This is a genomic window from Tangfeifania sp. (assembly GCF_055108615.1).
The window spans coordinates 1-13,655 of record NZ_JBSQIC010000096.1; the positions used below are offsets into that span (position 1 = coordinate 1).

A 13,655-nucleotide genomic window follows, 5' to 3' on the forward strand; every position below is an offset into this window, starting at 1 on the left:
GGGCTTTGATATTTTCCGGCGTTACCTGTTGTTTATTGAATTGAATTGATATGACAAAAAAACAGAAAAGCCTGTAAATCAAACGACTTACAGGCTTTTAAATTTCTTTAAAATCCCCTTTCGTCGAGGTAGCAAACTCAATATGATTTTTTTTATCGCTAAAAAAACCGTTCCCTCTTTTTGACTTGGAATGAACGGTTCTTCTTTTTGGGAGTTGGAGATTCCATCTCCAACAGTTGTACTTGATAAAGTCCAACTCCTATGCATGCAACCTACTGCAAAAACGACAATGCTTTTTCGATGGCAGCCGGGATTCCCGACGGATCTTTTCCACCGGCAGTGGCATAAAACGGCTGGCCGCCACCACCACCTTTTATTTCTTTTCCTGCTTCGCGCACAATCTGACCGGCGTTCAGTCCTTTTTCATCGACGAGATTTTCCGAAATCATCACCGTTAAGTTAGGTTTGCCGTTAATTTCGGCACCCAGTACCAAAAAGAGGTTATCGATTTCGCCTTTAAACTGGAAAGCCAAATCTTTCAGCATACCCTCATTATCAATATCCACCTTTTCCGCAATAATATTTACCCCGTTTTCGAGCAGCACTTTGCTTTTCAGGTTGGCTTTCAGAATTTTTAACCGCTCACGGCCAAAAGCTTCAATCTTTTTCGAAAGCTCGGTATTTTCCTGAAGCAGGTTCATTACACTGCCCAGGATATCTTTCGAGCCTTTCACTGTCTCGCGAATACTGTCGAGCGTTTTTAGCTGGTCGTTCACATATTTTTCGGCGTGGTGGCCGGTAATCGCCTCAATGCGTCGCACTCCCGCGGCAACCGCACTTTCCGAAACTATTTTGAACAACCCGATTTGCCCGGTGGCTGCCACGTGGGTCCCGCCGCACAATTCCACCGAGTCGCCAAATTTAACCACACGCACCGCATCGCCGTATTTCTCACCGAACAGCATCATGGCGCCCATTTTTTTGGCATCTTCTATGGGCATTTCGCGGTTTTCTTCCTGCGGCGTGTTGGCGCGGATTTTTTCATTGACAATGGCTTCCACCTTCTCGATTTCCTCATCAGTTATTTTCTGAAAATGGGAGAAATCGAACCGCAGGTGGTCGGCATTTACGAGCGAACCTTTTTGTTCTACGTGCGTGCCCAGCACTTCGCGCAAAGCGGCGTGCAACAGGTGCGTGGCGGTGTGGTTGTTGGCTGTTTCCAAACGTTTTTCCGTGTTCACCACCGCCCTGAAATGACTTTCAGGATTCGAAGGCAATTCCTTGGCAAGATGCACAATCAGGTTGTTTTCTTTCTGTGTATCGAAAATGGTTACCTTTTCGCCATCCGACTCAATGTAGCCGGTGTCGCCCACCTGGCCGCCCGACTCGCCGTAAAACGGGGTCTGGTCGAATACCAGTTGATAAAACGATTTTTTCTTCTGGGTGACTTTCCGGTAGCGGGCAATCCGCACTTCGGCTTCAGTTGTATCGTAGCCCAAAAATATTGTTTGGTCGATTTTCCCGATTTCAACCCAGTCGCCGGTTTCCAGTTGGGCAGCGTTCCGCGAACGGCTTTTCTGCGCTTCCATCTCTTTCTGAAATCCCTCGGTATCGATTTCCAGTCCGTTTTCGCGGGCAATCAAACCGGTCAGGTCCACCGGAAATCCGAATGTATCATACAGCACAAAAACATCTTTCCCGGGAATTTGCGTCTCTTTTTCCTTTTTGGTTTTGGCGATGATATCATCTAACAGTTTTATCCCGGTTGAAAGCGTGCGCAGGAACGACTCCTCTTCTTCTTTAATCACCTTTTCAATCAGTTGCTGCTGGGCGCCCAGTTCTGGGAACGATTCGCCCATTGTTATTTTCAACATTTCAACCAGTTTGCAAATAAACGGTTCTTTGAAACCGAGGAACGTATAACCGTATCGCACCGCGCGCCGCAAAATCCGGCGAATCACGTAACCCGCTTTGTTGTTCGACGGTAATTGACCGTCGGCAATGGCAAAAGCTACTGCCCGCAGGTGGTCGGAAACCACACGCATGGCAATGTCGGTTTTTGGGTCTTCGCCATACTTTTTGCCGCTCAGTTTTTCAATCTCACCAATTATATTCTGAAAAATATCGGTATCGTAATTCGAAGTCACATCCTGCAGCACCATGCAGAGGCGCTCGAATCCCATTCCGGTGTCCACGTGTTTGCTTGGCAAATTAACCAAACTGCCGTCGGCTTTCCGGTTAAACTGGATAAATACCAGATTCCAGATTTCAATCACCAGCGGATGATCTTTATTTACCAGCACGTGGCCGGGAACTTTTGCAATTTCTGCTTCGCTGCGCAAATCCACATGAATTTCGGAACAGGGGCCGCACGGACCGGTGTCGCCCATTTCCCAGAAGTTATCTTTTTTATTGCCATCGAGGATGCGACCTTTCGGCAGGTGCTTTTCCCAGTAAGAAACGGCTTCCGAGTCACGCTCCAGGTTATCGTCGCTGCTGCCTTCAAAAACAGTGGCATACAAACGGTCGCCTGAAATTCCCATTCGTTTCACCAAAAATTCCCAGGCCCAGTCAATGGCTTCTTCTTTGAAATAATCGCCAAACGACCAGTTGCCCAGCATCTCGAACATGGTGTGATGATACGTATCGAGGCCCACTTCTTCCAAATCGTTGTGCTTGCCCGAAACACGCAGGCATTTCTGGGTATCGGCCACCCGCGGCCATTTCACCGGTTCATTGCCCAGAAACTGGTCTTTAAACTGGTTCATCCCGGCGTTGGTAAACATCAGTGTGGGATCGCCTTTTACCACCATTGGTGCCGATTGTACAATCTGATGCTCTTTTTCTTTAAAAAAATCGAGAAATGCCTTTCGTATCTCTTTTGAAGTTCGTTTCATCCTTTTCTTTCCTGTTATTTTGTTAATTTTCTTTAAAGCAAAGTAAACAAATTGTCTGTCTGAAAGTTATTTGTTTATTTTTGCACCGTGAAAATTAACGGGTTTTTAAAATTCTTGCAAAGTTAGAGGTTTTAATTAATTTTGCTTGTTACGGATAATTAAAATTAGCCGAGAGAATATGGCCAAAAAGAAATACAAATTTAATCCCAACACACTAAGCTACGAACGTGTGGGGATTTCAACGAAAGAGAAACTGGGAAAGATACTTACTTATCTCTCCAGCAGTCTCGCGCTGGCTATTATCATGGTGGTAATTTTTCTGAATTTTTACGAAACACCACGCTCCAAAGCGCTGAAAAGAGAAAACCAGCGGCTTTTAACACAGTACGAATTAATGTCGCGCGACATTGAACGTGTTGAGCAGGTGCTGGCCGAGCTGCAGCAGCGCGACGACAATATTTACCGGGTTATTTTTGAAGCAGAGCCCATTCCTTCATCGGTACGCAAAGCAGGTTTTGGGGGAAGCAACAAATACTCACACCTTGAAAGCCTGGACAATTCGGAGCTGATTATTGAAACAGCAAAAAAACTGGACATTGTTGCGAAAGAGGCTTACATCCAGTCGAAGTCGTATGACGAAGTGCTGGAACTGGCGCTAAGCAAAGAGAAGATGCTGGCCAGCATCCCGGCCATTATGCCCGTCTCCAACGAAGATTTAAAACGAACTGCCAGTGGTTGGGGCTACCGCATGCATCCTATTTACAAAGTACGGAAATTTCATTACGGAATGGATTTTACTTCTCCGGTAGGAACACCGGTATATGCCACGGGCGATGGGAAGGTAACCGAAGTAAAAGGGTCGAAACGCAGCCGTTCGGGATATGGACTGGTGGTTACAGTTGACCACGGCTATGGTTACGAAACTATTTACGCCCACCTGAATGGATTTAACGTAAGAGTTGGCCAGGAAGTCAAAAGGGGCGATGTTATAGGTTACGTAGGCAACACCGGCGGCTCCACCGCACCGCACCTGCACTACGAAGTGCACCGAAATGGCAGCGCCGTAAATCCGCACTACTACTACTTTAAAGACCTCACTCCGCAGGAGTATGAAAGAATGATTGCGATTTCGTCGAACATTGGCCAGACACTGGACTAAAGTACTGTACTATAGTAACTTAACCCAACTTGTTAAAAATGCCACCCAAAATCAAAAAAAATGCACAAATGGATAAAACGGAAGTGTGTAATTATTGTCTGCTTTGAATTTGTTAATTTCTTCCCAACTGTGTTCGCGCCCCGATTACAAGCAACTCAAAATCATTGCGGTTTTTGAATGCTTCGTAAACAGCTTCCTCGAGGTGAGGTAGTTCTTTCCGGCAGGGAGGGCACCAGGTGGCAAAAAAGTCGATCCAGACCACTTTCCCTTTCAATTCGGAGAACGATTTTGTTTCGCCGTTTTCAAGCGTAATGGTAAAATCCGGGGCTTTTTGGCCTTCTTTAACAAAAGTGAATTCGTCCTGTGCGTTGAGGTTGAAAGCAAATAAAAACAAAATGATTGTCAGTAGAGAAGATGATTTCATATTTCGGGTTCTTATCATATAGTCATGGCACCACTTTGAGTGGTGCCATGACTTCTATAAATTTTAAACTTGCCCCATTAAGAATTCGGTAACAGCAATTTCAATTCGTTTACTTATTTTTGAGGTATCTGATTTCATAAAATTGTCGCCGGTAATTTTTTCAAACAGCTCGATGTAGCGGTCAGAAACGGAATTGACAAACTCGTCGGTCATCTCCGGAATTTGCTGGCCTTCTTTTCCCTGGAAACCATTCTCGATGAGCCACTGACGAACGAACTCTTTTGACAGCTGTTTTTGGGGTTCGCCTTTGGCCAGGCGTTCTTCATAGCCATCAGCATAAAAATAGCGCGACGAGTCGGGTGTGTGGATTTCGTCGATGAGATAAATTTTGTCGTCATTTTTACCGAATTCGTATTTGGTATCCACCAGTATTAATCCTTTTTCGGCAGCCATTTTTGTCCCGCGTTCAAATAGTTTGCGGGTGTAATCCTCCAGCATTTCATACTCAGCTTTGTCAACCAGTCCCTGGGCAATAATTTCATCGCGCGAAATGTCTTCATCGTGACCTTCGTCAGCTTTGGTTGTGGGTGTAATTATCGGCTGGTCGAACTTTTGGTTTTCAACCATTCCGTCGGGCAGCGGTACTCCGCAAATCGACCGTTTACCGTCGCGGTACTCGCGCCAGGCATGGCCGGTAAGGTAGCCGCGGATAACCATTTCTACCTTGTAAGGTTGGCACATGTGGCCCACTGTAACATTCGGGTCGGGCGAATCAATTTTCCAGTTGGGAACAATATCAGCCGTGGCATCCAGGAATTTTTCGGCAATCTGGTTCAGCACCTGTCCTTTGAAAGGAATTCCTTTGGGCAGTACCACATCGAAGGCCGAAATGCGGTCGGTGGCTACCATTACAAGGATATCGTCATCTACGTTATACACGTCGCGCACTTTCCCGTGATACACACTTTTCTGGTGGGGAAAATGATAATCTGTTTTTGTTAATGCTTTGCTCATTGTTGTTTTATTTTAAATTGTTTTTAATTCTTCGATTTTCGCGTCGTAATTCATTTCTTTTAAGTATGAGATCCATTTTGAAAGGGTTACAATTTGCGGTGCATTTTTGTTTTTCATTTCTGTAAACAATTGTCTCAGGTTAGGATTGTTTCAATAAGGTTGGTATCAGCATAACATTCAGGAATGATTGAATAATTCACCTTCATTTCAGAAATGTTTCGTAATTGGTAAATAAATCGATGCCGTAACCGTAAATGTCATCTAAATCTTCCTTCGTCAGTTTGTTTGCCACTGTTTCAGGATTTTTATAATCAGGGTTGTTAGTAATTGTACAATTACCAATATTTGTTTTTAGTATGATTTGATTTTCAAAAATACCATCGGAAAAGATTTCATTTTGATTTTCAATTCGAATAAAAGAAGAAAATTTTTTGTTTGGATTCAATTCTAAATAGGGCAAACTAAACATCCCAAAAGCCTCCAGAATGTTCGATTTACCCACGTTGGGTTTACCAATAAAGAGATTAATTCGTGTTAATCCTTCTATATTTAAATTCCTTATCGATTTAAAGTTAGATATGCTAATATTGTCAATAAAATCCTCCATATTTCAAAGATAATCAACTTTTCGTTTTTGATTTTTATAAAAGTCATTATTCGTTAATTCGGGGAACTCTTTTCTCTTCTTTTTCTTCGGCATGTTTGTCGTACGCCTCCACAATGTCGCGCACCAGGCGGTGCCGAACGATGTCTTTTTTGTTGAATTCGACAACTGAAATCGATTCAATGTTCTTCAATATTTTCATGGCAAACACCAATCCTGAATTGCTGCGTCGCGGCAGGTCAATTTGGGTGATGTCGCCCGTGATGATAAACCTGGCATTCAACCCCATACGGGTAAGGAACATCTTTAGCTGGTTGACGGTGGTATTTTGTGCTTCGTCGAGAATAACAAACGCATTGCTCAGCGTGCGGCCGCGCATGAAAGCCAGCGGGGCAATCTGTATGACTCCGTCGCGCAGAAATTCTTCCAGTTTTCGCGGGGGAATCATATCCTGAAGTGCGTCATAAAGCGGCTGAAGATAAGGATCGATTTTCTCTTTCAAATCACCCGGCAAAAATCCGAGGTTTTCACCCGCTTCCACCGCCGGGCGACTCAGGATAATTTTTTTGATTTCACGGTTCTTCAGTGCCCGTACTGCCAGGGCAATTGCCGTATAAGTTTTTCCCGTTCCGGCCGGGCCGATGGCAAAAACCAGGTCGTTTTTCAGGCTTTCCTCCGTGAGTTTTCGCTGGTTGGGAGTACGCGCCCGTACCGGCTTTCCACTGTTCCCAAAAACAATGATGTCTTTTTCGGCGGCACTGCCTTCTTCCATCGACGAGATGCCGGTAGCCATGATCTGCAGGATAATTTCTTCGGTGAGCACATTAAACTGAGAATAATGATCGAGAAGGAGGGCAAACTTCTTTTCAAACAATTTAATTTCTTTTTCTTCTCCCTGTATGTAAAGTGCATTGCCACGAGCGGTAATTTTAATTTTTGGAAACAATGTTTTGATGAGGTTCATTTTTGCATTGTTAATCCCAAAAAATTCCAGCGGGTCAATCCCTTCCAAATAAATTTGTTTCTCCAAGCAATAATTTTTTAGTTATTCATTTCAAAATTACAAAATAAATTGATTTTAAAATGTGAACAACAAAACTCCATAAATCAGTTTGAAGTTTTACAGAATCGTTAATTTCGGAAGTTGAAACAAAATGAGATACAATGCAAAAGAAACTGGAAGCTTTCAAAGAGCTGCTCGAAATAATGGATGAACTGCGCGAGAAATGTCCCTGGGATAAAAAGCAAACGCTTGAGTCACTTCGAAAACTCACGATTGAAGAGACGTATGAACTGGCAGATGCGATACTGAAAAACGATTTGCAGGAGATAAAAAAAGAATTGGGCGATTTGATGCTGCACATTGTTTTCTATGCGAAAATCGGTTCCGAAAAAGGGGCTTTCCACATGGGTGATGTGCTGGAAGGAATCAACGAAAAGCTGGTTTATCGGCATCCGCATGTTTTTGGCGAGGTGGATGTGGACGGTTCGCCTAAAAAAGTGGAAGAAAACTGGGAGGCGCTGAAACTGAAAGAAAAAGGCGGCAACAAACGGGTTTTGGAAGGAGTGCCTGCTGCGATGCCTGCCCTGGTAAAAGCCAACCGTATTCAGGAAAAGGCCAGCGGTGTGGGTTTCGACTGGGAATACAAAGAGCAGGTTTGGGACAAAGTGAAAGAAGAAGTGGATGAACTGGCCCACGAAATTGAGCAGGTGGACAAAGATAAAATTGAAGCCGAGTTTGGCGACCTGTTTTTTGCAATGGTGAATGCCGCCCGTCTGTATGGCGTGGATCCCGAAGCAGCTCTTGAACGCACCAACCTGAAATTTATGAAACGGTTCAATTACCTTGAAAGCCAAACCCTGATGAAAGGAAAAGACCTGCACGAAATGAGCCTGGCTGAGATGGATAAATACTGGGAAGAGGCGAAGAAAGAAGAAGTCCCATCCCAGCCTTCCCCCAAAGGGAAGGAGTTCCAGACGCGCTAGTGTGCGTCTTTTGTGAATAATGTTGTAAGGGGGTATGTTATTTTGATAAGGTATTGTTAGTAAAATTGCTGTTTGTTATTTTTTCAATTTTATAGTCTTATGATATAGAAGCTAATCCATACTTTTAAAACTTCTTGACAGCCAAAAACCATGACTGAAACAAAAATTAATCCTAAAATTGAGTTTTTATTTACCCCTGTTGTAAACTATGCTATTCAGCAAAACAAAGTTTCATTAGCCAGAAAATTAAGTATTGAAAATCTGTCAGATAATGATCTTGCTGATGTTCAGGTTAAGATTGAATGCTAACCTGAGTTCGCAAATACCTGGGAACATCACATTGACGTGATACCGTCAAATCAGAGCTTAACAATCGAAGTGCACGATTTCAGACTTTTTTCACGTTTTCTATCGGAGCTTACAGAGAAAATAACAGGAGAAATCAGTCTAACCATTTCTGCCGGGGAAGATTTGATTTTTCAAAAGATTTATCCCGTAGATGTTTTAGCCTTTGGCCAATGGAATGGAATAAGGGTATTGCCTGAAATGGCTGCTGCTTTTGTAACTCCTAATCATCCTGAAATTTTAACCAACCAAATTAGTTTGCCCGCCGACGATTTGGTGAAAGAAACAGCCCGTTTGTTTGGCTATGCACGACTGGGCGGAAATGTGGAGCAGGCAATGAAAACAGGAATTGAACATGCATTTCAGAAAGGTATGATTGCTGAAAATAATGAACGAATTGTTTTAACCTAACTTTTAACAAAAATGAATCTTGTAGCTATTGATGTGGAAACAGCCAATGGCAAGCGCTGGAACATCTGCCAGATTGGTTTGGCCATTGTAGAAACTTTCAATATTCTATTTTTGATTTGTTAATAGGTTTATATAAATTTGTTTTTAAATCAAATTCCAGAAATGAAATCAATTGGCGGATATACGGAGTTGGAACGAATGCGAAGTTATTCTACAATATTTTCGTCAACCTCATTTTCAAAATTGTTAAAGGGAAATGGTCGAGAGTTTATTGATTCTAAAATCAAGCGTTTCGACGAGAACAAATTGCAAGCTGGAGAATTTATAACCTACATTGATTATATCCAATATGTGTACTCCGAATTAAGTAAAAAGTACCGGAATGAATATTACTATAAAAATTCATTCATTAATGACTTGCTTTTAAAAAAATATGGGGTTAAAGACACAATTGCAATTAATGAATTCAAGGTTGGAAATTCAATAGCCGATATTGTTTTGTTTAATGGTTCAAGCAAAGCCTTTGAGATTAAAACAGAGTTGGATAGTAATCGACGGTTGCAAGGTCAAATAGCCGACTACACTAAAATTTTTGACCAATGTTACATAATTACTGATGTAACATTAGCTGATAAATATTTAGACGAAAATGATTCACTCGGTGTGATAGCGCTAAATAAACTGCCCCGGACGGTTAGAATGACAGAAATCAGAAAAGCTAAAAAAAATGATAATATTGATCCTGATACTTTAATGCGTTGCATCAGGACATCAGAATATAAAAATATAGTTTCAAAATTTTATGGTGAACTGCCTGATATGAACAGTTTTAACATGTTCGAAATTTGTTCTCAATTAATGAAAAAAATTCCACCATTGCAATTACGGCAGTTATTTTTGAACGAAGTTAAAACCAGAAAATCAAACACATCTTCTTTGAAGCATTTTAAAAAGGAATTGAGACAGCTTGCTTTAGCGATGCAACTCGACGAAAGAAAATATCAAAAAATAATATCCAAACTTAATGAACCGATAAACCTTTAATCACTATGTATTGACAGAAAAGAAACAGCCTGTGTGATAAAAAAAGCTGGGAGCCGATATCGATACTTCCATCACCAAACGAACCAATTTTGTCGTTACAGGCTCTGCTCCCGGTCCTTCCAAAATGAAGAAAATTGAACAATTAATTGCACAAGGTTGCGATATTCGGTTGGTTTTTGAGGATGAGTTTTTGAGGATGTGTAGAAAGAAATAAATCTTCGACTTACAAGTCTTGTTAAATAATTAAATATAAGTGGTTTAATAGAAATATTCAAACAATAACGTTAAATGTCATTTCACAATTAATTTAAAAAAATGAGATTACATAGATTAAAAATCGAGGGATTTAGAAGACTTAAAAATGTTGAAATATTTCTAGGTGATGCAACATTTCTTATTGGTCAGAATAATTCTGGTAAAAGTTCAATCCTGAAAGCCATCGAAATTTTATTGTCAGTCAAAAAACAATTGGATAGTGCTGATTTTTACTCAATTGTTGATGAGGATACAGGTGAAACAAAGCCTGATACTACTAAAATAGTTATTGAAGGAGAATTTAGGAATTTACCAGAAGAGGCTAAGAATTGGAGAGGGTTTAAAGGTAGAATCTTCAATTATGAAACTGATAATGAAACTGGTTTGTCTGTAACATACAGAAAAACCTTCAATCTCGGTATTGATGTTATAATTGAATTTAAATCTAAAAGAAGAGAACTAAAAACCGAATTTGAAGATTGTAAGAAACCCCAGGATTACATCGATAAAGGAATAGATGTTGAAATCATACAAGAATTATTTCCAGATTTAGATAAAGCAATTGGGAAAAGTAAATCTGCACAAGAAAAACTTGATTCAATCGATGAAATATGGCAATTAGAGGATGAAGAAGAATGGTTCCAAAATCTAGGTGGAATACCTGGAAATGTCTTAAAAATGCTTCCTATATTTTTACTTATACCAGTAGATACAGCAATCAATGAAATTGAGGGAACGAGTAAAGGAGTATTGGGAAAAACTTTAAATGAACTTTTTGATACAGTAAGAGAAAGTTCTGATAATTTCAAATCAGCACAAGAGTATCTTGATATCCTGTTCAAAATCAAGGTACTGGAATGGTGAGGGCTGCTGTTTTTGGAATGCTTAGGTTTAGGCAGAAGTGGTTATCAAAAAGAGAGGATGAAAATGCACGATCATTAATAATTTGTTTTGAAGAGCCAGAGATTTATCTTCATCCTAGTGCTGCAAATCAAATGAGAGATGCCATCTACGATTTAAGCAGTTCTAATTCTCAAATAGTAGCTTCAACCCACTCACCTTACATAATTGATATTTCAAGAAAACCAAGGCAAGTTCTAAATCGACTACAAGAAGCCGGAAGCACAATAGCTAGTGAGTCATTTACTGTAACTGATACATTTAAAATCTTACAAGGTGAAGATAAAGATTATGTGAAAATGCTAATGAAAATTGATGATTACATAGCACGAGTTTTTTTTACAAAGAATATTGTAATTGTTGAAGGTGATACTGAGGATATTTTAATCAGAGAAACTTTGAGCAAGTTACCAAAGGAAGATTTTTTAAAATTAGTTTCCTCCTTTGAAGTTATTAAAGCACGAGGGAAAGCTGCCATAATTGGTTTGGTTAAATATTTAACAGCTATGGGATTAAAGCCAATAGTTGTACATGATAGAGATGGAGGTGTTAAAGGAGCTGAGAAGTTTAATGAGCCTATAGCTCAAGCAATAGGGGAAAATGGGAAAGTGGTAATGATGCATGAAAACGTTGAGGATGAAATTGGTTACACAGCGATTTCTGAAAAACCCTTTAAAGCATATTTAGAGACACAAAAATGGGGTGACGAATGGACTGACATACCAGAAAAGTGGAGAATTAAAATGAAAGAAATTTTCAATGAATATGTGCCGTAATTATCTTCTTCTATGTTATTTACTAATAAATTGTATGTTTTAAAAAAGTAAATAATTACTGAATTAAAAATTATGAAACTACTCCATACATCCGACTGGCACCTCGGCAAACGGCTCGATGATTTTTCGCGAATGGAAGAACAGCAGGCCGTTTTGCAGGAAATTTGTGAAATAGCGGAACGGGAACAGGTTGAGGCCGTACTGGTGGCGGGCGATTTGTTCGATACGTTTAATCCGCCTACCGAAGCGGTTGACTTGTTTTACAAAACTTTAAAACGTTTGGCTGCCGAGGGACAGCGTCCGGTAATTGCCATTGCAGGCAACCACGATTCGCCCGACCGCATCGAGGCACCCGATCCGCTGGCCCGTGAGTGCGGGATTATCTTTGCCGGTTATCCCAATTCGGTAATTGCCCCGTTTGAGCTGGATTCCAGCCTCAAAGTTTTGCAAAGCAACGAAGGTTTTCTGGAGTTGCAGCTTCCGGGAACAAGCATTCCGCTCCGAATTTTGCACACGTCTTATGCCAACGAATACCGGCTGAAAACTTTTCTCGGACAGGAAAACAGCGTAGAAGAATTGCGGACTGTCCTTCAGGAGAAATGGCAAAAACTGGCCGACCAATATTGCAACGAAACAGGGGTGAATATCTTGGTTTCACATTTGTTTATGGTGAAAAAAGGCGACGAACTGCCGGAAGAACCGGAGGATGAAAAGCCCATTTTGCATGTGGGCGGAGCTCAGGCAATTTTTACTGAAAATATTCCAAAGCAAATTCAATATACGGCACTGGGGCACCTGCACCGGATGCACCGGGTAGATACAGCACCCTGTCCGGTTTATTATGGCGGCAGCCCGCTGTCGTACAGTTTTGCCGAGGCCAATCAGAAAAAGTATGCATTAATCATTGAAGCGGAACCGGGCGAAACGGCGAAAGTGCGGGAGGTTGAACTGACCAAAGGAAAACGTTTGTTGAGGAAACGTACCGAAGGATTGGAAGAGGCAATGCAGTGGCTGACCGAAAATCAGGATGCGTTGGTTGAATTGACGCTGGTCACCGATACGTTTTTAACGGCAATAGAAAGAAGGAAACTGAATGCCGTTCACCCGGGGATTGTGGCCATCATACCGGAAGTAACCGATGCAGAAAACCTGGTGGGCAGCCAGCAAAAGCAAATCGACCTGAATCAAAGTATGGAAGCACTTTTCCGCGATTATTTCAAACACGAAAAGGGGCAGAACCCAAATGAGGATTTAATGAATTTGTTTAAGGAAATTCTGGCGGAAGAGGATTAACCACAGATAGCACAGATTGACACAGAGGAAAAGGATCAAATCTGTGCTCATCTGTGTAATCTGTGGTGAAAAATTAATAACGAAAAAATGGAAAAAATTAATCAGCTCACGTACGAAATAATTGGCGCTGCATATAAGGTACATTCAGAACTTGGCCCAGGTTTACTGGAATCAACCTATGAAATTTGCCTGGAATATGAACTCTTGAAAAGAGGTTTTAAAGTGGAACGTCAGAAACCATTGCCGGTTGTTTATGATGGTATTCATCTGGATGCAGGATACCGGATTGATTTACTTGTGGAGGATGCTGTAATTGTTGAATTAAAAGCTGTAGAAGAAGTGGCTCCAGTTCATAAGGCGCAACTCATGACGTATTTAAAATTATCAGAACATAAACTGGGATTGCTCATGAATTTCAACGTGACAGATATGAAAAAAGGAATTAAACGAATAATCATGTAAAAATAACCACAGATAGCTCAGATATACACAGAGAAAAAATAAATCTGTGTCCATCCGTGTAATCTGTGGTGGAAAAAAAATAAAA

The 13,655-nt window shown here is 41.1% G+C and carries 14 protein-coding genes; 9 read left to right on the forward strand and 5 right to left on the reverse strand.

Annotated features, from left to right (window positions below; genetic code table 11):
- Positions 1 to 272 precede the first annotated feature (272 nt).
- Positions 273 to 2,897 carry an alanine--tRNA ligase gene (gene alaS / locus ACTCNA_RS15655; protein ID WP_462948872.1) on the reverse strand — a complete coding sequence of 875 codons (2,625 nt, stop codon included), beginning with the start codon at positions 2,895 to 2,897 and terminating at the stop codon, positions 273 to 275.
- Positions 2,898 to 3,075: 178 nt separating this feature from the next.
- On the opposite strand from alaS, the gene ACTCNA_RS15660 reads away from it, so the two are divergent.
- Complete coding sequence (locus tag ACTCNA_RS15660) at positions 3,076 to 4,056, forward strand: M23 family metallopeptidase (protein WP_462948873.1); 981 nt, start codon at positions 3,076 to 3,078, stop codon at positions 4,054 to 4,056.
- A gap of 112 nt (positions 4,057 to 4,168) precedes the next feature.
- Here the strand turns inward: ACTCNA_RS15660 and ACTCNA_RS15665 are convergent, their stop codons facing one another.
- From ACTCNA_RS15665 to ACTCNA_RS15680, 4 genes are all read right to left on the reverse strand, one after another.
- Positions 4,169 to 4,480 carry a TlpA family protein disulfide reductase gene (locus ACTCNA_RS15665; RefSeq protein WP_462948874.1) on the reverse strand — a complete coding sequence of 104 codons (312 nt, stop codon included), beginning with the start codon at positions 4,478 to 4,480 and terminating at the stop codon, positions 4,169 to 4,171.
- Positions 4,481 to 4,543: 63 nt separating this feature from the next.
- Positions 4,544 to 5,494 (reverse strand): phosphoribosylaminoimidazolesuccinocarboxamide synthase, encoded by a 951-nt coding sequence (locus ACTCNA_RS15670; protein WP_462948875.1) that lies wholly within the window; start codon positions 5,492 to 5,494, stop codon positions 4,544 to 4,546.
- 202 nt (positions 5,495 to 5,696) lie between these two features.
- Positions 5,697 to 6,101 (reverse strand): hypothetical protein, encoded by a 405-nt coding sequence (locus tag ACTCNA_RS15675; protein ID WP_462948876.1) that lies wholly within the window; start codon positions 6,099 to 6,101, stop codon positions 5,697 to 5,699.
- A gap of 46 nt (positions 6,102 to 6,147) precedes the next feature.
- Positions 6,148 to 7,128: a PhoH family protein gene (locus tag ACTCNA_RS15680; protein ID WP_462948877.1), complete on the reverse strand. Its 981-nt coding sequence runs from the start codon at positions 7,126 to 7,128 to the stop codon at positions 6,148 to 6,150.
- A gap of 134 nt (positions 7,129 to 7,262) precedes the next feature.
- On the opposite strand from ACTCNA_RS15680, the gene mazG reads away from it, so the two are divergent.
- The 8 genes from mazG to ACTCNA_RS15720 all read left to right on the forward strand — a co-directional run bounded on the left by mazG (position 7,263) and on the right by ACTCNA_RS15720 (position 13,570).
- Positions 7,263 to 8,084, forward strand: coding sequence for a nucleoside triphosphate pyrophosphohydrolase (mazG, locus tag ACTCNA_RS15685; RefSeq protein ID WP_462948878.1), 822 nt, complete (start codon positions 7,263 to 7,265; stop codon positions 8,082 to 8,084).
- Between the two features lie 150 nt (positions 8,085 to 8,234).
- A complete protein-coding gene (locus ACTCNA_RS15690; protein WP_462948879.1) occupies positions 8,235 to 8,393 on the forward strand; it encodes a hypothetical protein in 159 nt (52 codons plus the stop codon).
- Between the two features lie 36 nt (positions 8,394 to 8,429).
- Positions 8,430 to 8,840 (forward strand): hypothetical protein, encoded by a 411-nt coding sequence (locus ACTCNA_RS15695; RefSeq protein WP_462948880.1) that lies wholly within the window; start codon positions 8,430 to 8,432, stop codon positions 8,838 to 8,840.
- Positions 8,841 to 9,002: 162 nt separating this feature from the next.
- Complete coding sequence (locus ACTCNA_RS15700) at positions 9,003 to 9,884, forward strand: sce7726 family protein (RefSeq protein ID WP_462948881.1); 882 nt, start codon at positions 9,003 to 9,005, stop codon at positions 9,882 to 9,884.
- 315 nt (positions 9,885 to 10,199) lie between these two features.
- Positions 10,200 to 11,003, forward strand: a complete 804-nt coding sequence (locus tag ACTCNA_RS15705; protein WP_462948882.1) for an AAA family ATPase — start codon at positions 10,200 to 10,202, stop codon at positions 11,001 to 11,003.
- Complete coding sequence (locus ACTCNA_RS15710) at positions 10,997 to 11,815, forward strand: ATP-dependent nuclease (protein ID WP_462948883.1); 819 nt, start codon at positions 10,997 to 10,999, stop codon at positions 11,813 to 11,815. The genes ACTCNA_RS15705 and ACTCNA_RS15710 overlap by 7 nt, the downstream gene beginning before the upstream one ends.
- Before the next feature lie 72 nt (positions 11,816 to 11,887).
- The gene (locus ACTCNA_RS15715) at positions 11,888 to 13,108 is read left to right on the forward strand and encodes a metallophosphoesterase family protein (RefSeq protein WP_462948884.1); all 1,221 of its coding nucleotides are present in this window, start codon (positions 11,888 to 11,890) and stop codon (positions 13,106 to 13,108) included.
- An 87-nt stretch (positions 13,109 to 13,195) separates the two neighbouring features.
- The gene (locus tag ACTCNA_RS15720; RefSeq protein ID WP_462948885.1) at positions 13,196 to 13,570 is read left to right on the forward strand and encodes a GxxExxY protein; all 375 of its coding nucleotides are present in this window, start codon (positions 13,196 to 13,198) and stop codon (positions 13,568 to 13,570) included.
- Positions 13,571 to 13,655 lie beyond the last annotated feature (85 nt).

Excerpts from the sequence above, each read along its gene's own strand:
- alaS (WP_462948872.1), bottom strand. The coding sequence starts at position 2,897 with ATGAAACGAACTTCAAAAGAGATACGAAAGGCATTTCTCGATTTTTTT.
- ACTCNA_RS15660 (WP_462948873.1), top strand. The coding sequence starts at position 3,076 with ATGGCCAAAAAGAAATACAAATTTAATCCCAACACACTAAGCTACGAA.
- ACTCNA_RS15665 (WP_462948874.1), bottom strand. The coding sequence starts at position 4,480 with ATGAAATCATCTTCTCTACTGACAATCATTTTGTTTTTATTTGCTTTC.
- ACTCNA_RS15670 (WP_462948875.1), bottom strand. The coding sequence starts at position 5,494 with ATGAGCAAAGCATTAACAAAAACAGATTATCATTTTCCCCACCAGAAA.
- ACTCNA_RS15675 (WP_462948876.1), bottom strand. The coding sequence starts at position 6,101 with ATGGAGGATTTTATTGACAATATTAGCATATCTAACTTTAAATCGATA.
- mazG (WP_462948878.1), top strand. The coding sequence starts at position 7,263 with ATGCAAAAGAAACTGGAAGCTTTCAAAGAGCTGCTCGAAATAATGGAT.
- ACTCNA_RS15690 (WP_462948879.1), top strand. The coding sequence starts at position 8,235 with ATGACTGAAACAAAAATTAATCCTAAAATTGAGTTTTTATTTACCCCT.
- ACTCNA_RS15700 (WP_462948881.1), top strand. The coding sequence starts at position 9,003 with ATGAAATCAATTGGCGGATATACGGAGTTGGAACGAATGCGAAGTTAT.
- ACTCNA_RS15705 (WP_462948882.1), top strand. The coding sequence starts at position 10,200 with ATGAGATTACATAGATTAAAAATCGAGGGATTTAGAAGACTTAAAAAT.
- ACTCNA_RS15710 (WP_462948883.1), top strand. The coding sequence starts at position 10,997 with ATGGTGAGGGCTGCTGTTTTTGGAATGCTTAGGTTTAGGCAGAAGTGG.
- ACTCNA_RS15715 (WP_462948884.1), top strand. The coding sequence starts at position 11,888 with ATGAAACTACTCCATACATCCGACTGGCACCTCGGCAAACGGCTCGAT.
- ACTCNA_RS15720 (WP_462948885.1), top strand. The coding sequence starts at position 13,196 with ATGGAAAAAATTAATCAGCTCACGTACGAAATAATTGGCGCTGCATAT.